The sequence below is a fragment of the Vreelandella nigrificans genome, assembly GCF_002374315.1.
Lineage (GTDB): Bacteria > Pseudomonadota > Gammaproteobacteria > Pseudomonadales > Halomonadaceae > Vreelandella > Vreelandella nigrificans.
In genome coordinates, this window is the sequence record NZ_NWUX01000001.1 from 64,020 (window position 1) to 86,195 (window position 22,176).

Annotated in this window: 28 protein-coding genes; 17 read left to right on the forward strand and 11 right to left on the reverse strand. The window is 51.8% G+C overall.

Annotated elements, in window-relative coordinates; all coding sequences use genetic code 11:
• Positions 1-51 precede the first annotated feature (51 nt).
• The 9 genes from rapZ to CPA45_RS00315 all read right to left on the reverse strand — a co-directional run bounded on the left by rapZ (position 52) and on the right by CPA45_RS00315 (position 6,844).
• Positions 52-969 carry an RNase adapter RapZ gene (gene rapZ / locus CPA45_RS00275; protein WP_096649270.1) on the reverse strand — a complete coding sequence of 306 codons (918 nt, stop codon included), beginning with the start codon at positions 967-969 and terminating at the stop codon, positions 52-54.
• A gap of 76 nt (positions 970-1,045) precedes the next feature.
• Entirely contained in the window at positions 1,046-1,516 is a 471-nt protein-coding gene (ptsN, locus tag CPA45_RS00280) for a PTS IIA-like nitrogen regulatory protein PtsN (RefSeq protein ID WP_096649273.1), read from the reverse strand.
• A gap of 4 nt (positions 1,517-1,520) precedes the next feature.
• Entirely contained in the window at positions 1,521-1,829 is a 309-nt protein-coding gene (gene hpf, locus CPA45_RS00285; protein ID WP_027335376.1) for a ribosome hibernation-promoting factor, HPF/YfiA family, read from the reverse strand.
• An 87-nt stretch (positions 1,830-1,916) separates the two neighbouring features.
• Positions 1,917-3,332 (reverse strand): RNA polymerase factor sigma-54, encoded by a 1,416-nt coding sequence (locus CPA45_RS00290; protein ID WP_096649276.1) that lies wholly within the window; start codon positions 3,330-3,332, stop codon positions 1,917-1,919.
• Positions 3,333-3,437: 105 nt separating this feature from the next.
• Positions 3,438-4,205 (reverse strand): LPS export ABC transporter ATP-binding protein, encoded by a 768-nt coding sequence (lptB, locus tag CPA45_RS00295; protein WP_096649279.1) that lies wholly within the window; start codon positions 4,203-4,205, stop codon positions 3,438-3,440.
• Positions 4,206-4,215: 10 nt separating this feature from the next.
• Positions 4,216-4,704 (reverse strand): lipopolysaccharide transport periplasmic protein LptA, encoded by a 489-nt coding sequence (gene lptA / locus CPA45_RS00300; protein WP_096649282.1) that lies wholly within the window; start codon positions 4,702-4,704, stop codon positions 4,216-4,218.
• Positions 4,705-4,712: 8 nt separating this feature from the next.
• A complete protein-coding gene (gene lptC / locus CPA45_RS00305) occupies positions 4,713-5,285 on the reverse strand; it encodes an LPS export ABC transporter periplasmic protein LptC (RefSeq protein WP_096649285.1) in 573 nt (190 codons plus the stop codon).
• Positions 5,285-5,827, reverse strand: coding sequence for a KdsC family phosphatase (locus CPA45_RS00310; protein WP_096649288.1), 543 nt, complete (start codon positions 5,825-5,827; stop codon positions 5,285-5,287). Before CPA45_RS00310 ends, lptC begins: the two co-directional genes overlap by 1 nt.
• Before the next feature lie 30 nt (positions 5,828-5,857).
• Positions 5,858-6,844, reverse strand: coding sequence for a KpsF/GutQ family sugar-phosphate isomerase (locus CPA45_RS00315; RefSeq protein ID WP_078087187.1), 987 nt, complete (start codon positions 6,842-6,844; stop codon positions 5,858-5,860).
• A gap of 322 nt (positions 6,845-7,166) precedes the next feature.
• Between CPA45_RS00315 and CPA45_RS00320 the strand changes: the two genes are divergently transcribed.
• The 10 genes from CPA45_RS00320 (at position 7,167) to hisD (ending at position 14,060) form a co-directional block, all read left to right on the forward strand.
• Complete coding sequence (locus tag CPA45_RS00320; protein WP_096650194.1) at positions 7,167-7,988, forward strand: ATP-binding cassette domain-containing protein; 822 nt, start codon at positions 7,167-7,169, stop codon at positions 7,986-7,988.
• Entirely contained in the window at positions 7,989-8,792 is an 804-nt protein-coding gene (gene mlaE, locus CPA45_RS00325; RefSeq protein ID WP_096649291.1) for a lipid asymmetry maintenance ABC transporter permease subunit MlaE, read from the forward strand.
• A 13-nt stretch (positions 8,793-8,805) separates the two neighbouring features.
• Positions 8,806-9,270 carry an outer membrane lipid asymmetry maintenance protein MlaD gene (gene mlaD / locus CPA45_RS00330; protein ID WP_096649294.1) on the forward strand — a complete coding sequence of 155 codons (465 nt, stop codon included), beginning with the start codon at positions 8,806-8,808 and terminating at the stop codon, positions 9,268-9,270.
• A 14-nt stretch (positions 9,271-9,284) separates the two neighbouring features.
• Positions 9,285-9,407, forward strand: a complete 123-nt coding sequence (locus tag CPA45_RS23120; RefSeq protein ID WP_279628782.1) for a hypothetical protein — start codon at positions 9,285-9,287, stop codon at positions 9,405-9,407.
• Between the two features lie 44 nt (positions 9,408-9,451).
• Entirely contained in the window at positions 9,452-10,096 is a 645-nt protein-coding gene (locus tag CPA45_RS00335) for an MlaC/ttg2D family ABC transporter substrate-binding protein (RefSeq protein WP_422821997.1), read from the forward strand.
• Positions 10,093-10,425, forward strand: a complete 333-nt coding sequence (locus tag CPA45_RS00340) for an STAS domain-containing protein (protein ID WP_096649298.1) — start codon at positions 10,093-10,095, stop codon at positions 10,423-10,425. The genes CPA45_RS00335 and CPA45_RS00340 overlap by 4 nt, the downstream gene beginning before the upstream one ends.
• Before the next feature lie 94 nt (positions 10,426-10,519).
• Complete coding sequence (locus CPA45_RS00345; RefSeq protein ID WP_078087192.1) at positions 10,520-10,771, forward strand: BolA family protein; 252 nt, start codon at positions 10,520-10,522, stop codon at positions 10,769-10,771.
• A gap of 11 nt (positions 10,772-10,782) precedes the next feature.
• Positions 10,783-12,045 (forward strand): UDP-N-acetylglucosamine 1-carboxyvinyltransferase, encoded by a 1,263-nt coding sequence (gene murA / locus CPA45_RS00350; protein ID WP_096649300.1) that lies wholly within the window; start codon positions 10,783-10,785, stop codon positions 12,043-12,045.
• Positions 12,046-12,073: 28 nt separating this feature from the next.
• Positions 12,074-12,727, forward strand: a complete 654-nt coding sequence (gene hisG, locus CPA45_RS00355; protein WP_096649302.1) for an ATP phosphoribosyltransferase — start codon at positions 12,074-12,076, stop codon at positions 12,725-12,727.
• A 13-nt stretch (positions 12,728-12,740) separates the two neighbouring features.
• On the forward strand, positions 12,741-14,060 hold the full coding sequence (gene hisD / locus CPA45_RS00360; RefSeq protein WP_096649304.1) for a histidinol dehydrogenase: 1,320 nt from the start codon (positions 12,741-12,743) through the stop codon (positions 14,058-14,060).
• A 61-nt stretch (positions 14,061-14,121) separates the two neighbouring features.
• Here hisD and CPA45_RS00365 read toward each other — a convergent pair whose 3' ends face one another.
• Positions 14,122-15,366 (reverse strand): S1C family serine protease, encoded by a 1,245-nt coding sequence (locus tag CPA45_RS00365; protein ID WP_096649307.1) that lies wholly within the window; start codon positions 15,364-15,366, stop codon positions 14,122-14,124.
• A gap of 138 nt (positions 15,367-15,504) precedes the next feature.
• Here CPA45_RS00365 and CPA45_RS00370 point away from each other — a divergent pair, with 138 nt between their 5' ends.
• A complete protein-coding gene (locus CPA45_RS00370) occupies positions 15,505-16,266 on the forward strand; it encodes a Nif3-like dinuclear metal center hexameric protein (protein WP_096649309.1) in 762 nt (253 codons plus the stop codon).
• Between the two features lie 141 nt (positions 16,267-16,407).
• On the opposite strand, the gene CPA45_RS00375 is transcribed toward CPA45_RS00370, so the two are convergent.
• Positions 16,408-16,851 carry a ZapG family protein gene (locus tag CPA45_RS00375; protein ID WP_096649311.1) on the reverse strand — a complete coding sequence of 148 codons (444 nt, stop codon included), beginning with the start codon at positions 16,849-16,851 and terminating at the stop codon, positions 16,408-16,410.
• Between the two features lie 215 nt (positions 16,852-17,066).
• On the opposite strand from CPA45_RS00375, the gene zapE reads away from it, so the two are divergent.
• From zapE to CPA45_RS00405, 6 genes are all read left to right on the forward strand, one after another.
• Positions 17,067-18,248: a cell division protein ZapE gene (gene zapE, locus CPA45_RS00380; RefSeq protein ID WP_096649313.1), complete on the forward strand. Its 1,182-nt coding sequence runs from the start codon at positions 17,067-17,069 to the stop codon at positions 18,246-18,248.
• A gap of 231 nt (positions 18,249-18,479) precedes the next feature.
• The gene (gene rplM / locus CPA45_RS00385; RefSeq protein ID WP_078087200.1) at positions 18,480-18,908 is read left to right on the forward strand and encodes a 50S ribosomal protein L13; all 429 of its coding nucleotides are present in this window, start codon (positions 18,480-18,482) and stop codon (positions 18,906-18,908) included.
• A 13-nt stretch (positions 18,909-18,921) separates the two neighbouring features.
• A complete protein-coding gene (rpsI, locus tag CPA45_RS00390; RefSeq protein ID WP_078087201.1) occupies positions 18,922-19,311 on the forward strand; it encodes a 30S ribosomal protein S9 in 390 nt (129 codons plus the stop codon).
• Between the two features lie 207 nt (positions 19,312-19,518).
• Positions 19,519-20,109 (forward strand): ubiquinol-cytochrome c reductase iron-sulfur subunit, encoded by a 591-nt coding sequence (gene petA / locus CPA45_RS00395; protein ID WP_096649315.1) that lies wholly within the window; start codon positions 19,519-19,521, stop codon positions 20,107-20,109.
• Positions 20,109-21,368 (forward strand): cytochrome b, encoded by a 1,260-nt coding sequence (locus CPA45_RS00400; RefSeq protein WP_096649316.1) that lies wholly within the window; start codon positions 20,109-20,111, stop codon positions 21,366-21,368. Before petA ends, CPA45_RS00400 begins: the two co-directional genes overlap by 1 nt.
• Entirely contained in the window at positions 21,368-22,135 is a 768-nt protein-coding gene (locus CPA45_RS00405) for a cytochrome c1 (protein ID WP_096649318.1), read from the forward strand. Before CPA45_RS00400 ends, CPA45_RS00405 begins: the two co-directional genes overlap by 1 nt.
• The last annotated feature ends 41 nt before the right edge of the window (positions 22,136-22,176 follow it).

Here is a 22,176-nt window from a genome sequence, read left to right on the forward strand (position 1 = left end):
TTTGCCGAGTGGTGTCGTCTATGATGGGTAGGTACGTTTTAGGCGTTATGCCTACTCAGGTTTGACTGATGTTGAGGATAGTGGTTGTGTTTGTCGTTCACTGAGGGAGTATTGAAGCCCTAGCTCACGGTGGCGTAGCTGCACTTCCCCGGTATGTTTTATAAGCTGCTGCGCCAGCTGTTCAGCCATGTAAACAGAACGGTGCTGGCCGCCGGTGCAGCCAATGGCGATTGTCATATAGCTTCTTTGGCTGTTTTGGTAAGCAGGTAACCATTTCTCCAGCCAGCCGTAGATGTCGCTGCGCATGGTGTCTACGATCGGGTAGCTGCTGAGAAAAGCCACAATATTGGCATCTCTTCCGTTATACGGACGCAACGTTGGATCCCAGTAAGGATTCGGTAAGCAGCGCACATCAAATACAATGTCGGCATCCATCGGTACGCCGCGCTTATAGCCAAATGACTCCAGCGTGAGGGTCAATTGATCGCTACGTTGGTGAGCAACTTGATCGGTAATGCGTCGGCGCAAGTCGTGTACGGAAAGCCGTGATGTATCAATCATTAAATCGGCAAGTTCACGTATCGCAAGCAGCGTTTCTTCTTCTTTATCAATTGCTTCTTCTAAGGTCATATCACTATCACGAGTTAACGGGTGTCGGCGCCGTGTAGCAGAGTAGCGTTCTAACAGAATCCGCGCATCGGTGGTCAGGTAAATTACCTGAAAGAGGATATGACGCTGTTTGAGCTCTTCAAGCAGTGTGGGTAGCTGTTCAAGAGCCGCTGGTAAATTGCGGGCATCGATGCTTACTGCAAGGTGGGTGCGCCCACCTTGCTCACGTAGTTCATCCACCAGGGAGCCAAGCAGCATGGCGGGTAAGTTGTCGATGGCGTAGTAGCCAAGATCTTCTAACGCTTGTAAGGCGATAGATTTACCGGACCCTGAACGGCCGCTAATGATCACCAGTTGCATAGAGTTTCTCTTGGCCTGCCAAGGCATAAGTAAAAGCTAAAGAAGAATTGCAGTGAGATATGTTGCGACAGATAACTTAAGGTGCTGATTTTTCGCGAATCTTAGAGGTTATTAGCTCTAGTAATTCACGCTGACTAGCGCTTTTACGCAGTTGCTGTCGTGTCTCTGCCTCACTCATAATGGTGGCAACCTGTCCAAGTAGTGCTAAGTGAGTGTCGTCAGCCTCTTCTGGTACCAACAAAACAAACACAAGATCTACCGGGTCGCCATCTATGGCATCAAAATCAACCGGCTCGGCAAGCTTTAAAAAACCTGCGATAGGTGCACTACAGTGAGGGCTGCGCGCATGAGGAATAGCAACACCATTGCCGATTCCTGTGCTTCCCAAGCGTTCGCGACCAATCAGACGGCTAAAAACTTCCTGGCTATCCAGGCTGGGCGTGTTTTGAGCAATAAAGGTGCTGAAAAACTCCAGCACCCTTTTTTTGCTGCCCCCGGGAACGTCGTATAACACGCGTTCCGGGGGGAGTATGGTTTCCAACGTCATTGAATTAACGCACGCCAGCGCCTTGGGCGCGAGCTTGTGCTTTTTCCTTGTGCTTAACGAGTTGACGGTCGATTTTGTCTGCTAATGCATCAATGGCAGCATACATATCGTTATCTAGTGCTTCGGCATGAAGGTCAGCCCCTGCCGCATGCAGAGTGCAGGCGGCTTGTTGGCGCTCTTTTTCAACAGATAAGGTCACTTGGACTGTCGTAATGTTGTCGTAGTGACGCTCAACGCGTTCTAGCTTCTCATTAACATAGTCACGCAAGGCGTCAGTCAGTTCTACATGATGACCAGTGATGTTTACTTGCATTGACGTGCTCCTTATCCATGGGACTGTACTTCGATTGTAACCCTTTTTACGCTGTTGCAAAGCCCTGTGGCGGTGTTTCCTTTGTAACTAGCGTAAACGACGCCGCTCACTAGAGGAGGGAATGCCCATTGACTCCCGGTATTTGGCTACTGTGCGCCTTGCAACGTTGATCCCGCCTTCCTCCAAGAGAGTGACTAATCGGCTGTCGGACAAGGGTTTGCCGGGAGGTTCTTCTTGAATTAGTTTTTTCAGTCGGGCGCGGATAGCCGTGCTTGAGTGGCTGTCACCGCCATCTTGGCCGCTTACCTGGCTGGAGAAAAAATATTTAAGTTCAAAGACACCGCGGGGTGTATGAATGTACTTCTGGGTGGTGACGCGTGAAATAGTTGACTCATGCATTTCAACGGCTTCGGCGATATCGGCCAAAATCAACGGCTTCATGGCTTCTTCGCCGTGTTCTAGAAAGCCTATTTGACGGGCAATAATTTCACGGCCAACGCGCAGTAAGGTGTCATTGCGACTTGAAAGGCTCTTAATCAACCAGCGGGCTTCCTGAAGATGCTCTTTCAAAAATTGATTATCCTGGCTCTTATCCGCACGCTTTATGAGGCTTGCATAGTCAGGTTGAATCCGCAGCCGCGGCAGTGCCTCTGGATTGAGTTCAAGGTGCCAACCTTCATTGTCATGTCGGACAACTAGGTCAGGGGTAATGTAGCTATCGTCGGTAACCCCATAAGCGCTGCCGGGGCGTGGGTCTAAGCTGCGTATTAAGCGAATGACATCATCGAGCTGCTCTTCATTAAGGCTTAGCCGCCGCTTTAGAAGGCGCATGTCGTCTTTGCCAAGTGCTTCAAGAAATTGGCGCACTAGCCGCTTTGCAGGCATCAGGAGCGGGGTGTCTTCAGGGAGTGTGGCGAGCTGGAGCATTAGACACTCTCGCAAATCCCGGGCGAAGACACCGGTTGGTTCAAACTGTTGCAGGCGTAAAAGGGTGTTCTCCACTTCACGCTGGCTCAGGCCATCCAGGCCTTGGGCCTTTAAACCCTCACGGATATCGTTAAGCGGTTGGGTAAGGTAACCATTGGCATCGAGGGCGTCGATCAGGCTTTCGGCAATGGCGTGTTCACGCAGGGAAAAGTCGGTCATTGCAAGTTGCCAAAGCAGGTGTCCATGTAGGCTCTGTCCTGCTGCTTGGCGCTCAAAATCCGGACCTTCACTGCTGCCAGCTGAACTGCCCATATCCTGGTAGGTGTCTGACCAATCGCAATCAACAGAAAGCTCGTTGGGGATGCTTTCAGACCATTCCGCTTCCGGTGTCTCGCTGACCGCCTGTTCACCGAACTCATCTTCCTGTTCCAGCATCGGGTTAGCATCGAGTGCTTGCTGAATTTCTTGACGCAGGTCGAGTGTGGAGAGCTGTAGCAGTGCAATCGCCTGCTGCAGCTGAGGTGTCATGGTCAGCTGGGTGCCGATACGCAGTTGAAGAGAAGCTTTCATGACCATCTGAGAACCACTCGTTAATCAGAAAGCTCCACCCTAGTGCGAGTTATGTCTGGGTGCAAGTGCAATAAGCATGCCACCAGAAGTAAATAGCGTGTGAGTGCTTGTTTATAAGCGGAAATCAGCCCCAAGATAAACTTCTCGGACCCGCTGGTTATCGAGAATCGACTGTGGGTCGCCGCTAGCAATGATTTGTCCATCGCCAACGATATAAGCGATATCGCAGATGTCCAATGTGTCGCGCACATTATGATCGGTGATGAGCACACCGATATGGCGCTGTTTGAGCGCGCGGATGATTGTTTTAATATCGCCAACCGAGATAGGGTCTACACCTGCAAATGGCTCATCTAGCAAGATAAACGCTGGCTCTGTTGCCAGTGAGCGAGCAATTTCCACACGTCTGCGCTCTCCACCGGAGAGGCTCATGCCTAAGTTGTCACGGATATGGGTAATATGAAAGTCTTCAAGTAGCGACTCAAGGTGCTGCTCACGCGCACTCCGATCAAGCTCTTTACGTGTTTCCAGTATTGCCATTATGTTATCGGCTACTGAAAGTTTACGAAAAATAGAGGCTTCTTGAGGCAGATAGCCAATGCCCGCAATAGCTCTCTCGTGCATGGGTGCGCGGGTTAAGTCCCGGTCATCAATGGATACTTTGCCAGCATCAGATTTAACAAGCCCAACGATCATATAAAAAGAGGTGGTTTTACCTGCACCATTAGGGCCGAGTAATCCTACAACGCTACCTTGGGTAATTTCTAAGCTAATATCTTTGACCACCCGGCGCCGCTTGTAGCTTTTGGCCAAGTGGTTAGCGTATAGCGTTTTAAGTGGAGCGGCATCATTTGTTGCTGTGCTGTGAGGGGTTGTCACAAAGAGCTCCCTATTGCGCGGGCTGTAGGGTCATGCGAATACGCTGTGGCTCGCTTCCACTGACGTCAGAGCGCGCTTGCACGATCTCTCGGTCAATGAAGTACTCTAAGCGTCCTCCCTGGAAGCGGTCGCCACGCTGGGAGAGCTCTGCTTGGTCAATGAGCTCAATCCGCCGTTCAGATACGTGATAGATGATTCGTCGTGCCCAGCCTTCCATCATATCCTCGCCTTCTAGCTGGTTGCGCAGGTAGGCGCGCTCCCCTGTTGCGGTAGCTCGTGAAAGCTCTCCGGCATCATTGCGCTGGATTTCAATGCGTTCACCACGCAACTGCATGTTGCCCTGACGAATATTTACATTGCCGGTATACACGGCTGTACCTGCGCGCTGATCAAGGTCTAAACGATCAGCTTCAACTTCTACAGGGGCTTGCGTCGTTTGGGCAGCCGCTGAGAGAGGCACTGCTAGAGCCAACAGCGCGGTGCAGAGAAATGCTTTCATGGCGACTCCTAAGGCGTTTGAGTGGCGGGTGGGTGTATGCCGCGCACATTATCGGTTAAGCGCACCTGGCTATCATCAAGCCATACATCCATACGGGAAGCGCTCATCTGTTGTGGTGGCTGCTGAAACAGTGCTGGTGCCTCACTCCAGGCGTGGCGCACTAAGCCGTCATAGTGTAATAGCTCTGTATCTAACTGCCAGCCTTCGTCTGGTGCAAGCAATCTTGCTGAGCCGCTGAGTGTCAGTGCCTGAGTCTCGGTGTTTAGCATTCCTTGGTTGGCGGTTGCTAGCCACTGTCGCTGTTCACTATCAAATAGCGTTGCTCGAGGCGAAGTAACTTCTGTCATCGCCCTCTGAGGGGTATGCACCAAATAGGGGGCGGTTAGAGATTGTTTGATAGCGCCGGTTTCACCAAATAAAGTTATTTCGGCATTCTCTAGCACATGTCCTGGCTCTTGGGCTTGAGCTACAGGGTCTGGGGCGATCTCCTTGGGGCCGCGTGGGTCTATCCACACCAGCAGAGCGCCCAGGCTAACAACAAGCCCTATAAGCCAGATACGTTGCCTTACCCACCTAAACATCACGAGTGCCTGTGTAGGTACGTATCTAAGACGGCGTCCCAATGGCCCTGAGACATGAGCAGTGTGTCGCAAATTTCACGCACCGCGCCGTGACCACCAAGGCGGTCTGTGATCCAGTCTGCATGGGTATGCATGTAATCAGGCGCGTTGGGTACGGTAATGCCTACCCCTGAGCGTTTGATAGGGGCTAAGTCAGGAAGATCGTCACCGCAGTAGGCGACTTGCTCTAACGTAATGCCGAGGCGCTGGCAAAGTGCTTTCAGCGTGGCGAGTTTGTCCTCACAACCTTGATAGACATGAGTAATGCCTAGTGAGGCTGCACGCTGGCTCACCATGGTCGAGTCTCTGCCAGTAATTAATGCAACATGGATGCCGACTCGTTTTAATAGTTTTAGGCCATGCCCGTCCTGGGTATGAAATGCCTTAATCTCTATGCCGTCGGCTTGGAAGTAGAGGCGCCCATCGGTCAGGATACCATCTACATCAAGGGCTAAGAGGCGTACACGGCGAATACGGTCGAGTAGAGCATCAGGTAGGGCCATAAAGCCTCCAGTGTGTTAGGGGAGTACTATTCAGATAACGCCGCTGACTAAAAGGTCATGCATGTGCAAGGCGCCAATTGGACGTTGCTGCTCATCAACAACGGCGAGAGCGGTAATGCGACTATCTTCCATGATGCGAACAGCTTCTGCGGCCAATACCTCTGGCCCAATACGTTTGCCGGGCCGAGTCATTACATCATCTACACGCACTTCGCGTAGATCATGAAACTGGTCTAAGGTGCGGCGTAGATCGCCATCGGTATACACGCCTGCTAAACGCCCCTCACTATCGACGACACAGGTGAAACCCAGCCCTTGCCGAGTAATTTCCAATAGTGCATCCCTCAGCGGGCTGCCCAGTGCTACTTGGGGTAGGCGAGTGCCTTCATGCATCAAGTCTTTAACTCGTAGCAGTAAGCGTTTTCCTAAGCTGCCACCAGGATGAGATAGCGCAAAATCTTCCGCTGTAAAGCCTCGTGCTTCTAGTAACGCGACAGCGAGCGCATCGCCTAGTGCCAGGGCAGCAGTGGTTGAACTGGTCGGGGCAAGGTCAAGGGGGCAAGCTTCTCGCTCGACGCCGCTGTCAAGGTGGGCGTCTGCATGCTTCGCTAGTGTTGAACCGGGGCGGCCAGTCATGCTTACCAAGGGGGTGCCGAGCCTTTTAAGTAGCGGAAGAAGCGCTGTGACTTCTGCGGTTTCACCGGAGTTGGATAGTGCTAATACCACATCCGCACGGGTGATCATGCCAAGGTCACCATGGCTGGCTTCTCCAGGGTGAACAAAGAAGGCCGGCGTTCCTGTGCTGGCAAGTGTGGCAGCCAGCTTACCAGCAATATGGCCGGATTTTCCCATGCCGGTAACAACTACCCGGCCCTGGCAGGCAAGAATTAATTGACAGGCATGATCAAAACTCTCGTCAAGTTTTCCCTGCAAGCCTCCGATAGCAGCTTGCTCTATTTGCAGGGTGCGCAGCGCACTTTCACGCAGCTGGCTGGGTGTAGAAGTTGGCTGACGCATGATTTTCTCGTTCTCATTAGCGGACAAAGTGAATAAGTAAGAATAACATCTCGTTGCGCTTTGTTGGTAAAGGTTGGTAAAGCGTTTGCTGGTAAATCGCCTCAAAATCCGAGAGTGCTAGTGTTGCGCATAGTGGCGACCATCATTGATGCTGCTGTTACTACATAGCTGTTACTACAAGTAGTGTTAGGATACGATGTTCGATAATATTTATAAAACACTGTTTTTTTAACGATGAATTCCAATTGATTTCAACTGCGTAGTGAGCGTTGGTGGTGTGTACGCGTGCTTCTGCGAGATGACGATGAAGGTCAACCAGCCTATGACAGATGTTCCCTTCATAGAAATTGAAGACTTGCACTTCTCTAGGGGAGAGCACGATATTTTTCGCGGTGTCAACATGACGATCCCTCGCGGAAAAGTGACGGCTATTATGGGGCCCAGTGGCACCGGCAAGACAACACTGCTTAAGCTAATAGGCGGCCAGTTGACGCCAGACCGAGGCAGGGTGCTGATTGATGGGCTGGATGTGCACCGCTTGTCGCGTAAGGCGCTGTTTGCGCTACGTAAGCGGATGGGCATGCTGTTTCAGAGTGGCGCGCTGTTTTCTGATCTGGATGTGTTTGAAAATGTCGCATTTCCGTTGCGAGTTCACACGGACTTGCCGGACGCCATGATTCGAGACTTGGTGTTGTTAAAACTACAGGCTGTGGGGTTGCGCGGTGCCCGTACCCTAACGCCAGCTGAGCTTTCCGGGGGGATGGCACGGCGAGTGGCGCTGGCGCGGGCGGTGGCGCTGGATCCTGAGCTAATTCTCTATGATGAGCCGTTTGTAGGGCAGGATCCCATCTCCATGGGGGTATTGGTACAGCTAATTAAGCGGCTAAATCAGGCGTTATCACTAACCTCTGTGGTGGTCTCCCATGATATTAAAGAGACGCTGAGCATTGCAGACCACCTGTATCTGATTGCCGATGGGCAGGTGGTTGCCCACGGTACGCCACAGACGCTTGACGCTAACCAAGACCCTCGGGTGAGTCAGTTTATTCATGGTGAGCCAGACGGTCCGGTGCCATTTCATTATCCCGCTGAAAGTTTCTACCGCGATATTCTCGGGCACGCTTCGGTAACGAGGGCAGGATAAATGCAGTCAAAACTCAAGCAAGGCGCCGCTTATATCACTCGCCTAGGTCGCCAGGGGTGCGAGGCTATGGAGGCGCTAGGGCGGGCAGGCGTTTTTTTAGCACAGTCCGCTGTTGGTATTCCCTCTAAAGAGGGATGGGCCCTGTGGTTAAAACAGCTGCATTTTGTGGGTGTGCTTTCCCTCGCTATCGTATTGGTATCTGGCTTATTCATTGGCATGGTGCTGGCGTTACAGGGTTATACCATCTTGGTCGATTTTGGTGCTGAACAGGCCTTAGGCCAGATGGTAGCGCTCTCTTTGTTACGTGAGTTGGCGCCGGTGGTAGCAGCGTTGCTTTTTGCGGGGCGTGCAGGGTCTGCATTAACAGCTGAAATAGGGCTAATGAAGGCGACAGAGCAGCTGACCAGTATGGAAATGATTGGCGTTGACCCGTTACGTCGAGTGGTGGCGCCGCGCCTATGGGCGGGGTTTGTAGCGCTGCCTATCCTTACGGTTGGGTTTAGCGTTGTGGGCATCTGGGGTGGCTATTTAGTCGGGGTTGAGTGGCTTGGGGTTTTTGAGGGCTCTTACTGGGGCAATATGCAGTCCAGTGTGTCATTTATAAACGACGTTGGTAACGGCATGATTAAAAGCTTGGTATTTGCCGTGGTTGTTACCTGGATCGCGGTATTCCAAGGCTATGACCTTGTGCCTACCTCTGAAGGCATTTCACGTGCCACCACACGCACCGTTGTGTATTCCTCGCTAGCCGTTCTGGGGCTTGATTTTGTACTAACCGCCGTCATGTTTGGCGGCCTTTCATAGGTGGAGCAGTTTCATGAAACGCACTAAAACTATGGAGTTTGGCGTTGGCCTATTTATGCTGGCGGGTATCTTGGGACTCGTGTTCCTTGGTATGCGGGTTAGTGGTCTCACACTTTCAACACCGTCTGATACATTTCGGCTTGAGGCTAATTTTTCCAATATAGGTGGTTTAAAACCACGTGCACGAGTCACGATGGCCGGGGTTACTGTGGGGCGTGTAGAGGCGATAGAGCTGGACACCGAGTGGTATGATGCTCGCGTTATATTAAGCCTAAATAGTGAATTGGAAGGGCAACTATCTCGAGATACAACAGCTGCTATTCTGACAGCAGGTCTGCTTGGGGAGCAGTATATAGGGCTAAGCGTAGGGGGGGATCCTGATGTGCTGCACGACGGAGACATTATACGTGATACCCAGTCTGCCTTGGTATTAGAAGAACTAATCCAGCAATTTGTATCCAATATGGTGAGTAGCTAGCTAGGCGAGCTAACGTGGTGATGAGCACAGTGCTGGCGAGAATGGTAGTGGCCAGCGCCTCAAGCATGGCTCGGGATATAGCTCTGATTGATACGGCTCTGATTGATACGGCTCTGATTGATACGGCTCTGATTTAAGTACTCAGAACGATGAGGTAAAGATTATGCAGAAGTTACATAAAATGCCGGCCCGCTGGCTGTATGCGTTAGTGATGGCAGTCACCATGGGAGTGATGTCACTCACTGCTCAGGCTCAGAGTCAGACTCCTGAGGCGCTAGTGCGTGAAAATGTCAGCTCTTTCATGGCACAGCTTAAAGGGAGAGAGGATTACTATGCTCAAAACCTTGATGAGCTGAAAGTATTGGTTAACGAGAATCTTGAGGAAGTGGCGGACTTTCGTTATATAGGCGCCAGCGTAATGGGCAGCTATTTCCGTAATGCGACGCCTGAGCAGCGTAGCCGATTTGCCAATGTGTTTCGGCAAACGCTCATTGATACCTACACCCGTGGGCTAGTGACCTTCGATTATGATGAGCTGCGTGTGTTGGATAACCAGCGCGGACAGCGTCACGAGGATCAGGCCAGTGTCGATATGGAAGTTGTCGCGAATAACGGCCAGGTTTACCCTGTGAGCTACAGCCTTAGGCTCTCCGATGGTGAGTGGCGCGTGGTGAATGTGATTGTTAATGGCATTAACCTGGGTTTAACGTTCCGCAACCAGTTTGATCAGGCCATGAGGGAAAATAACCGCGACTACGATGCGGTGATCCGTGGTTGGTCCCCTGAGATTGGCGTTGAAGAATTGGAGCAGGGGGGCGATGCGTGACGCTGCTGTTGTCACGTCCCAGTGTTTCGCTTGATGCGCAGGGGCATACGCTAAAAGTAAGTGGAGATGTAGATGTAAACGCAGCGGCCGAGTTGGCCGCTGTGGGCATGAAATGGCTAAAAGGCAGTGGCTTGAATGAAGCGGCATTCGATTTTTCAGGCGTTGCCGTGGCTAGTAGTGTTGCTATAAGCGTCCTCTTTGAGTGGATGCGTACCTGTAATAGCCAGCAAATCGCCATAGAATCCATTCTGCTATCGGCACCGCTAAATCGGCTCGCTTCCTTGGCTGAGCTGGATGAGCTAATTGCGCACCCAGGTGAGGTGTTCTAAGCGTGTAGACCAACATCGCCAAGCGTGCTGCTTTTCTTTATCATGTTCGCCTATTTTCAATTATCCAAATGGCCCCCAAGGAGTTTCCTGTCTCATGCAACCCAATGAAGTAAAAGCACTGCTTGTATCCCGCATCGAAGGATGTGACTTTCATATCCAGGGGGAAGGCTGTAATTTTCAGGTGATTGCGGTTGGCGAAGCCTTTGATGGTCTCTCTCCTGTTAAGCGTCAGCAGCTTGTTTATGCAGCGTTGAGCGATGAGATCGCTTCCGGCGCGCTTCACGCTATTAGCATCAAAACGTTTACTCCGGCGCAGTGGCAAACTGCTCCGGAGAACGCCCAGTAACGGGCGGACTTATGGATAAATTAATTATTACCGGAAACGGATCGGTTGATGGTGAAGTGTGGGCCAGTGGCGCTAAAAATGCAGCGCTACCCATTTTATGCGCTAGTTTGCTAGCTGATGGCCCTGTGGTCATTGGTAATTTGCCCCATTTGCAGGATATTACGACGACCCTTGAGCTACTTGGCCGAATGGGTGTTGAGCCGGTGATGGGAGAGAAGTTAAGTATTCAGCTAGATGGCTCTCAAGTGACCCAGTGTCATGCGCCGTATGAGCTGGTCAAGAAGATGCGGGCATCTATTTTGGTGCTTGGCCCTTTGCTTGCGCATTTCGGCAAGGCTGATGTGTCGCTGCCAGGTGGCTGTGCCATTGGTTCTCGCCCGGTTGATTTGCATATCCGAGGCTTGGAAGCGATGGGTGCGGATATTCATGTCGAAAGCGGTTACATTCGAGCTAGGGTAGATGGGCGCTTAAAGGGTGCCACTATCTATTTCGATACGGTGACGGTGACGGGTACTGAAAACCTGCTAATGGCAGCAACCCTTGCTGATGGTACAACCATTCTTGAAAATGCGGCTCGCGAACCAGAAGTGGTTGACCTTGCTGAATGCTTGATCAAGATGGGGGCAAACATCCGTGGGCATGGTACTGACACAATCATTATCGAAGGTGTTGAATCGTTGCACGGTTGCGAGCATGACGTTATGCCCGATCGTATCGAGACCGGCACGTTTTTAGTGGCGGCCGCTATGACGGGTGGCCGAGTCAAAGTAAAGCGTACCCGGGCTGATATCTTAGAGGCTGTACTCGCTAAGTTGGAAGAGGCTGGTGCTGAGATTACCACTGGAGATGACTGGATTGCCTTGGATATGCACGGCAAACGGCCTACAGCGGTTAATATTCGTACGGCACCTTACCCAGCTTTCCCAACTGATATGCAGGCTCAGTTTGTTGCCATGAACGCGGTAGCTGAAGGCGACTCGCGGGTAGTGGAAACAATCTTCGAAAACCGCTTTATGCACGTGCAAGAGCTTAATCGCATGGGAGCCAATATTGTCCTTGAAGGCAATGCGGCTCTAATTAAGGGTGTCGACAAGCTTTCGGGTGCTCCGGTCATGGCGACGGACCTTCGGGCCTCTGCATCGTTAGTGATTGCGGCGATGATGGCGGAAGGTGAGACGCTTGTTGACCGTATCTATCACATTGACCGTGGTTACGAGTGCATCGAAGAGAAACTGCAGCTGCTGGGTGCAAAAATTCGCCGTATTCCTGGCTAAGCCATGCTATTAACCATTGGCCGATACAATGAGTAAGCAACTGATTTTAGCCCTCTCCAAAGGGCGTATTTTGGATGAAACATTACCGCTTTTGGCGGATGCAGGTATTACCCCCGTAGAGGATTTGAGCAAAAGCCGTAAGTTGTTGTTCGATACTAACCTGCCTGATGTAAAGCTAGTGATAATCCGCGCGACCGATGTGCCTACCTATGTTCAATTAGGTGCAGCGGACTTGGGGGTTGCGGGTAAGGATGTGCTGCTTGAGCATGGCGCAGAAGGGCTGTATGAGCCTTTAGACCTTGAAATTGCTCGCTGTAAGCTGATGACCGCAGGTGTGACAGGGCTGCTTCCTGCTCATGCTCGCCGTCGGGTTGCTACCAAGTTCGTTAACGTGGCGCGTCGCTATTACGCGGAACAGGGCATACAGGCGGAAGTCATCAAGCTTTACGGTGCGATGGAATTGGCCCCGCTAATGAATCTGGCTGATGAAATTGTTGATATCGTTGATACGGGGAATACCCTGCGTGCTAACGGCATGGAACCCCGTGAGCTGATCGCTCATATCAGCACGCGTCTAGTGGTGAATAAAGCGGCCATGACCATGAAACATGACCGTATTAAGCCATTGCTGGCCCGTTTGGATAGTGCCGTTAAGCAGCGTCAGACACAGCCGACTGAATGATACGAGGTTTGCCATGAGCGATAAGTCCATAGCCACGATAGCTAGACTCTCAACGGCGGATGCGGCGTTTCATCAGCGCCTTGATGCGTTGTTGGACTGGGAAGGCGTGTCTGATAAATCAGTGCAGGCGCGGGTCGATGACATACTTGCCGATGTCAAACAGCGTGGTGATGCTGCTGTTATTGAGGCGACGAATCGCTTTGATCGTATGGACGTTACCCATATGGATCAGTTGCGCCTTTCTGCTCAGCAACTTCAGGCGGCATTTGATGGTCTTCCTGATCATCAGCGAGAAGCGTTAGCTGTTGCTTCTGAACGTATCAAGCATTACCACGAGCGCCAAAAGCCCAGCTCCTGGCAGTATGAGGAGGCTGATGGCACGGTTCTAGGCCAAAAGGTGACCCCCCTTGACCGTGCTGGTATTTATGTGCCTGGTGGAAAGGCAGCTTACCCTTCATCGGTGTTGATGAATGCGATTCCTGCTCATGTTGCTGGAGTGCGTGAAATCGTTATGGTGGTGCCTACGCCGGACGGGGTGGTCAATAACCTTGTGCTGGCGGCGGCCCATTTGGCGGGTGTCGACCATGTGTTTACCATTGGCGGTGCCCAGGCGATAGCTGCGCTTGCTTATGGTACTCAAAGTGTGCCGCGCGTTGATAAAATAGTAGGCCCTGGCAATATTTATGTAGCAACAGCAAAGCGGGCGGTATTTGGTCAAGTCGGTATCGATATGATTGCTGGGCCATCAGAAATTATGGTGGTTTCTGATGGTAAGACCGATCCGGACTGGTTGGCAATGGATCTGTTTTCCCAAGCGGAGCATGATGAAGATGCTCAGGCAATCTTGGTTAGTTGGGATGCTGAACACCTTGATGCCGTTGAGTCTGCTATTGATCGGTTACTGCCGACACTTGAGCGTGAAGCGATTGCCCACGCTTCGCTTAGTCGCCGTGGGGCGCTGATCCTTTGTAAGGATCAGGCTGAGGCAATTGAGCTGGTTAACCGGGTTGCTCCTGAGCATCTTGAGCTGTCGGTGGCGACGCCGGAGACATGGCTTGATGAGATCCGCCATGCTGGCGCTATCTTTATGGGGCGCCATACCTCGGAGGCGCTGGGCGACTACTGTGCAGGCCCTAACCACGTACTGCCTACCTCAGGCACTGCACGGTTTTCATCGCCGCTGGGAGTGTATGATTTTCAAAAGCGCTCTTCGATCATTCACTGCTCAGCAGAAGGGGCATCTGAACTGGGTAAAGTCGCTTCAGTGCTGGCGAGAGGCGAATCGCTGACTGCTCATGCGCGGTCAGCAGAGTATCGGATAAATCCCGAATAGTGATGTGTATGAGTTGTCCTAGTGACTGCTGAACAACCGTTGTAATGGCGTCAGAGTGGGCTCAAGAGCCGCTCTGACGCTCGCTTAATGTTGCGCTATCAGGCACTGGCCGTTCGCCCACCTCTAGCGTCATTTCCATACGCTCCCCGCTACGCACAATGGTCAGTGGTAACGAAGTCCCTGGTGGAATTGAGGCGATTTCACTCATGGTTGCACGTGCATCCAAAATTGCTTGCCCATCGATTGACAGTAATACGTCGCCAGGCTGTAAGCCTGCCTCGTCGGCCGGCCCTTCACTGACGACCCCAGCCACTATGACTCCCTGGGGGGTACGCAAACCAAAGGATGCCGCAAGCTCGCGTGAAAGAGCCTGAGCTTCAATGCCCAGCCAGCCACGAATAACCCTTCCTTGAGTAACTAGCTCGTTAAGAATGCTATGGGCAAGATTGGCAGGAATTGCAAAGCCTATACCCTGAGATCCTCCGGAGCGTGAAAATATAGCGGTATTAATGCCTACTAATGCGCCATCGGGGTTCACTAGTGCGCCCCCAGAATTGCCAGGATTGATAGCGGCGTCTGTTTGAATAAAGTCCTCATAAGCATTAAGTCCTAGATGGCTGCGGCCGGTGGCACTAATAATCCCCATGGTGACGGTTTGCCCGACGCCAAAGGGGTTGCCGATGGCTAATGCAACATCACCTACAGCTACATCTTCAGAGTTGGTTAGCTCAATAACGGGTAGGTTGTCTAGGTTAATACGCAGTACGGCGAGGTCGCTTTCTGGGTCGGTGCCGACGACTTCAGCAAGAGTTTCTCGGCCGTCACGTAGGGCAACTTGTATCTGGTCTGCGCCACTGATGACGTGATGGTTGGTTAATACGTAGCCGTCCTGGCTTACGATAACGCCAGAGCCGAGGCTGGAGAGCATACGTTGATGAGTAGTGGCATCATCACCGCTGAAAAATTGCTGAAAGAACGGGTCTGACATTAATGGGTGCTGGTCACGCGCAACAATACGCGATGAATATATGTTAACCACTGCTGGTGCGGCTTGGTTAACGGCGCTTGAGTAGCTTGTTGGCCCTTGGTTGCGAGATAGCGGCGCGGCCTGACGAATCTCGGGGGGAGGCCGGTTTGTCAGTAGCTCATTACTGGTGGTTACCAGTGATGGAGAGGTTTCGGCCCCAGGCGGGGTCTGCTGTTGAAAAGGGTTGGGCAGTTTTTCTGGAAAGGCGAGAAGTGCCAGGGCAGCAATTAATAGCCCGGTTAAAATTGGCCATAAATAAGGCAGCACAAAACGATGCATGCGTAAATTCCTCAGCGGGTGGCGGTCTCAACAGTCGCGAGGTTCGCGCAAGCGCGAAGCGAGCTTTACAATGCTCTTATGGTAACACTTTATCGCTTCGTGCCTTAGGGTCGCTAATAAAACAGTTAAGGAATCAGAGTGATTTGTCGAGATCAAATAGTCGCCGCATGCGACCATCAACTGCGCGTTTCGCAATTTAAAGATTTTACCGTTAATGGCCTCCAGGTTCAGGGGCGAGACACGGTCAGGCGCGTTATGTCTGGTGTTACGGCGTGCCAGTCGCTTCTCGATGAGGCTGTGGCTTGGGAAGCGGATTTATTGCTGGTGCACCATGGCTACTTCTGGAAGAACGAGCCGGTCGCCATTACTGGTATGAAGTATAGGCGCATTAAAACGCTGTTAGATAACGAGATTAATCTATTGGCATACCATCTGCCTCTCGATGCTCATGCTGAGCTGGGTAATAACGCCGAGTTGGCTAGGCGCTTAGGCTGGAAAGTAGAGGGTTGCCTTGATGGCGAGTTGGGTGAGGGCTTGTTGTGGTCGGGACGGTTGAGTGAGCCGCAGTCTATTGATGTGTTGGCCCAGCAAATGGCTGCAGTGCTCCAGCGTACACCTCTTGTTGTGGAGGCTCCTAGTGTCGGCATGGTAGACCGAATCGCATGGTGTACAGGGGGCGCGCAGGACATGATCACGGCGGCTTTTGAGGCAGGGGCGCAGGCATTCGTGTCGGGTGAAATATCCGAGCGCACTACCCATTTGGCCCGAGAAATGGGAATTCACTATATCGCCGCTGGCCACCATGCAACTGAGCGCTACGGCGTGCAGGCATTAGGCGAGTGGTTGGCGAGTGAGTATGGAGTCGAGCACCGCTTTGTGGATATTGATAACCCTGCATAACGCTTTATGGCTCATGTTTCATAACCTGTTTTAGCGAGGCGCTTTTTAGCGGGCTTGGTTCTTTAGGTGGCGGCATCACTGCATTGATGCCGCCACTGTGGGGCGTGAAATTAATTATAGCAGTGGATTAACGTGGTTTTCTTAATAGCGGGGTGGCTGTGAGGTTGCGGTCTCTTGCTCTTTGGTGCTCTCTTTTAGGCCGAAGTCTTCAGAAAGTGTGCCGCTTTTGCCGTCCGCATAGTCTCTAGGTGTGTCGAGCGTCTCATCAGTATCAGTAAGGCTCATTGATGGCGCGCCTGTGGTGGCGGGTTTGCTCAGCTTCCATTGAGCCGCGCCGTCGTCAAGTTGCTGCTCTAGTAGATCAGCTTCTATGCGAATGTTTTCAAGACGCTGGCGGACATCCGAGCTGATACTGCCCATGGCTTTTTTAAGTTCGGCGATAGAGTGCTCACGCTCTAATAGTGCTTGCCGAAGGGCGGCGCTTTCCCGCTGGCCTTTGCTGAGCAGGCGGTAGCACGCCAAGCCAGCAACAAAGCCGATGATAATGCCAATAATTGCGAAGGTGAATGGCGAGCTTGCTTCCACGGTGTTCTCCCTGAAACTTGAGGCGCTCCGACTGGGCTGTTGCCTATAGTGCGCCAACGAAACAAAGCCCATTATAGGCGTCTGCGGGCCGGTTAGGTCAATCTGCTCATGCGCTTAGCTACTGAGAAGCGTATAATTAGCCTCTTTTCGTGAGGCGGACCATGTGGTTATTGCAGGCTACATGGGCTGTGTTTAACGCTGAGGGAGGCAATTAGATGCCATCATTATCTGCACAACTGGTGTCGGATCAGGCTCAGCGGCTTACGCCGATGGAGCGTTATCGCAATGACTTAAACCGCGACGACTTCCAGTATGATCCAGCTCAAGAGGCGGCTGTAAAGCACCTTCAGCGGCTTTACGATGAGCTAGTAGCTTCACCAACAGCAGTGCCTAAAGCTGTGGTGGCCAGTAAAGGCCTTAAAGCTAAAGTGGCCGGCCTAATGGGTAAGAAGAAATCCCCAGGTAAGCTGTCATTGCCGCCGGTGCGTGGCCTCTATTTTTGGGGAGGGGTAGGGCGCGGAAAAACATATTTAGTGGATACATTTTACGAAGCGCTGCCCTTTCCTGAGAAAATGCGAACTCACTTTCATCGCTTTATGCAGCGTGTCCATAATGAATTAACTCACTATAAGGGAGAAAAGAATCCATTAACCCTTATTGCAGGAAAGTTTGCCACTGAGGCCCGAGTGATCTGCTTTGATGAGTTTTTCGTCAAGGATATTACCGATGCAATGATCTTGGCTAATTTGCTTGAGGCTCTGTTTGAGCGTGGTGTTGTGCTGGTGGCCACTTCTAACATTGTACCGGACGAGCTGTACAAAGATGGCTTGCAGCGTGCACGGTTTATTCCCGCCATCGACCTTGTAAACCAGCATTGTGAAGTGGTTAACGTAGACTCGGGGGTAGATTACCGTTTGCGTGCTCTTGAGCGGGCTGAGATTTTTCATGCGCCTCTTGATGGTGTGGCAGAGCGGGAGCTAGCACGTAGCTTCCGTGAGATCGCTGGGCAGCCTGGTGAGGATGGTGCGCCGTTAGAAGTTAATCATCGTGTCTTAAAAACGCGTCGGTTGCATGATGACGTTGCGTGGTTTGAGTTTACTGAGCTCTGTGACGGGCCGCGTAGCCAAAACGACTATATTGAGCTTGCCCGAGAGTTTCATACGGTTTTGGTGTCAAATGTGACGCAGATGAGCGCCAAAACGGATGACCAGGCACGGCGCTTTATTAATATGGTCGATGAGTTCTACGACCGTGGCGTAAAGTTGTTGATGTCAGCCGAAGTGCCAGTGGAGTTACTTTATACTGACGGAAAGTTAACGTTTGAATTTCAGCGTACGCTGTCACGTCTGCAAGAGATGCAGTCCCACGAATATCTTGCTCTGCCTCACAAGCCTTAGGGGGTAGGGGCTGTTGATGTCCCGCCATGAGCTGCATTGCTGTGTGATCTGGGGTGTCGCTAATTAGTAGTGATAAAAATAGCGTTGGTACTTAACTTGCCAGAAGCCTTGCTGTAGAATGCCGCCTCGCTACATGTTGCTTGCTAGGCATGCAACCAAAAAGAATAGGGATGGTGCTTCACCGTGCAACGGTGTAAGTCACCCAATACATTTAATCTGGTGATTTCATCCATGAAGACGTTCAGTGCTAAGCCGCAGTCCGTCCAGCGCGACTGGTATGTAGTCGACGCTACGGACAAAACGCTCGGTCGTCTGGCAACCGAGATTGCTCGCCGCCTACGTGGCAAGCATAAGCCCGAATTTACCCCTCACGTTGATACTGGCGATTACATTGTTGTAATCAACGCAGAGAAAGTTCATGTGACCGGCAATAAGGCGAAGGCTAAAACCTATTATCGCCACACTGGTTACCCGGGCGGCCTGCGTTCCATGACTTTTGACAAGATGCTTGATCACGCTCCTGAGCGTATTATCGAGTTTGCTGTTAAAGGCATGCTGCCGAAAGGCCCGCTAGGTCGTGCCATGTACTCCAAGTTAAAAGTGTACGCCGGTGCCGAGCATCCGCATGCTGCCCAACAGCCGCTTGAACTGAACATCTGAGGAAATCTTCGCCATGACACAGCAGTATTACGGTACCGGGCGCCGCAAGACTTCCACCGCTCGCGTGTTTATGAAACCGGGCTCTGGCAAAATTACTGTCAACAGCCAGGATCTTGATCTCTACTTCGGCCGTGTTACAGGTCGTATGGTTGTGCGCCAGCCACTAGAGTTGACCGAAACACTTAACCAGTTTGATATCATGGTTACGGTGGCCGGTGGTGGTAACTCCTCCCAGGCAGGTGCTATCCGTCACGGTATCACTCGTGCACTTATGAACTACAATGAAGACCTGCGTCCCACGTTGCGTGCTGCTGGCTACGTAACCCGTGACGCGCGTCAAGTCGAGCGTAAGAAAGTCGGCCTGCGTAAAGCACGTCGTCGTCCGCAGTTCTCTAAGCGTTAATTTACGCTATGCGGCAAAAGCGCCCGGGTCGTCGACCTGGGCGTTTTTTATTGAAAAATCAAAAAATTATAATGCTCCTACCACCATGGTCACGGGTGGTTGTTCTTGTGTCGAGCGCTTTGTTTTTTTAACATAGAGCGTATTTGATATTCGTCGTCGCAAGACGCCTTTGCGACGGAACGGGTAAGCTGATGGGAGAAACCAGAAATGGCAGATAACGGCGTAAACAAAGGTCGGCGCCGTTTCCTCGTGGGCGCCACCTCCGTTGTGGGGGCGGTGGGCGCTGTCGGGGTTGCGGTTCCCTTTGTGGCTTCATGGCAGCCTAGTGCCAGAGCGTTGGCGGCCGGTGCGCCGGTTCGAGCTAATTTTTCTAAGCTCGAACCGGGGCAGCGTGTCACCATCGAGTGGCGTGGTCGTCCGGTGTGGATTATCAACCGAACGCCTGAAATGAATGAGCGTACTGAAAATCTTGATCCAAATCGTCTTGCCGATCCGGATTCAAGTGAGCAGCAGCAGCCGAGCTACATCACGGGCCCGCTGCGATCTATACGTCCTGAGGTGGGTGTAATCGTGGGTGTATGTACCCACTTGGGTTGCTCTCCGCTATATCGTCCGGAGCCTGAGGCAGCGGTAACGGATGACTGGCCTGGTGGTTTCTTCTGTCCATGCCACGGATCATATTTCGATCTGGCTGGTCGTGTGTTCCGCAATGTACCTGCGCCTACCAATCTTGAGGTGCCTCCCTATCGTTTTGAGGGTGAGGACATCATAGTGGGTGAAGATGAGGAGGCTGCCTAATGGGTAATCCAAATAAAGCTAAAGCTGAAAGCGGCATCATGCGCTGGATTGATGACCGCTTCCCAGCAACCCAGATGATGCAGGAGCACCTGACTCAATATTACGCCCCGAAGAACTTCAACTTCTTCTACATATTTGGCGTGCTGGCACTTTTGGTCTTGGTGAACCAGATTTTGACGGGCGTATGGCTGACCATGAGCTATAACCCGTCAGCGGAAGGTGCTTTCCGCTCTGTTGAATACATTATGCGGGATGTTGAGTACGGTTGGCTCATTCGCTATATGCATTCAACGGGTGCTTCCGCCTTCTTTGTCGTCATTTATCTGCATATGTTCCGCGCTTTGATGTATGGATCATACAAAGCCCCGCGCGAGTTGGTGTGGATCTTTGGTATGGCTATTTATCTGCTGCTCATGGCGGAAGCCTTCATGGGCTACCTGCTACCGTGGGGTCAGATGTCATACTGGGGGGCGCAGGTTATTATTTCCTTGTTTGCCACTATTCCTGGTATTGGTCCTGATCTTGCTCAGTGGATTCGTGGTGACTTCCTGATTTCAGGCATTACCCTCAATCGCTTCTTTGCGCTGCACGTAGTGGCATTGCCCATCGTTATTCTAGCGCTGGTTGTGCTGCACATTATTGCGCTGCATGAGGTTGGCTCGAACAATCCAGACGGTATCGAGATCAAAGAGAAGAAAGATGAGGCGGGCAAGCCGCTTGATGGCATCCCTTTCCATCCTTACTACACGGTAAAAGACCTCGTCGGTATTGCGGTGTTCTTGTTTGTGTTTGCTGTGGTGTTGTTCTACTTCCCGGAAGGGGGTGGTTACTTCCTGGAGCGGCCTAACTTTGAGCCTGCTAACCCGATGGTGACGCCTGATCACATTGCGCCGGTATGGTACTTCACGCCGTTCTACGCCATCTTGCGAGCGATCACCTTTGACTTCCTGGGTCTGCGTGCCGAGTTCCTGGGTGTACTGGCAATGGGGGGCGCGATCGCGATTCTATTTGTGTTGCCATGGCTTGACCGAAGCGCTGTTAAGTCCATGCGATACAAAGGTTGGTTGTCACGCATTGCGCTGGTGATTTTCTCAATCAGTTTCGTTATTTTAGGGATTTTAGGTGCGATTCCTGCAACGCCAATGCGTACGCTGGTTGCGCAGATCTGCACGCTGCTCTACTTCGCTTTCTTCATCCTAATGCCCGTCTACACGAGCATTGAGAAGACTAAACCCGTTCCGGAAAGGGTGACTGGCTAATGAAAAAGCAACTGTTCGCACTGCTATTCGCGCTGGTGCCTTTTATGGCTATCGCGGCGCCAGGGCCAGACGTGCCTCATTCAATGACGCCTGACTTGCAGGATAAAGAGTCGCTACAGCGTGGTATGCAGCTGTACGTGAACTACTGCATGGGTTGTCACTCCCTTGAGCATCAACGCTTTGCACGGGCGGCTGCAGACTTCGATATGCCTCAAGATTTGGTCGAAGAGAATTTGATCTTTTCTTCCTCGCTTGCGTATAACGACTTGATGCAGATTTCTATGCAGCGCGAAGATGGTGACAACTGGTTTGGTGCAGCTGCGCCTGATCTCTCTCTGCATGGTCGCCTGCGTGGTACTGATTGGATTTACTCCTACCTACTGGGTTTCTATCGTGATCCTAGTCGTCCTACTGGTGTAAACAACACTGTGTATGAGCTGGTGGCGATGCCAAATGTTCTAGAGCCGCTGCAGGGTGTGCAGGAAATGGTGTGTTCTGAAACAGACCAGCCTGTACATGGTCAATCCCCAGACCCGCTATCAGGTAAATATCAGTCCTGCGACGTGCTGCAGGTAACTCAGCCTGGCTCTATGGAGCCTGCTGAGTTTGAGGAAGCGGTTTATGATTTAACCAACTTCCTTGCTTATGTTGGTGAGCCTTCTAAGCTTCAGGCTCAAGCATTGGCGCCTAAGGTTCTGATTTTTATCTTTATTTTTGGTGTTATTGCCTACTTGTTGAAGCGTGAATACTGGCGGGATATTCACTAATCAATAGTTGTTGATTGGCAAGCTAGGCGCACGGCGAAAGC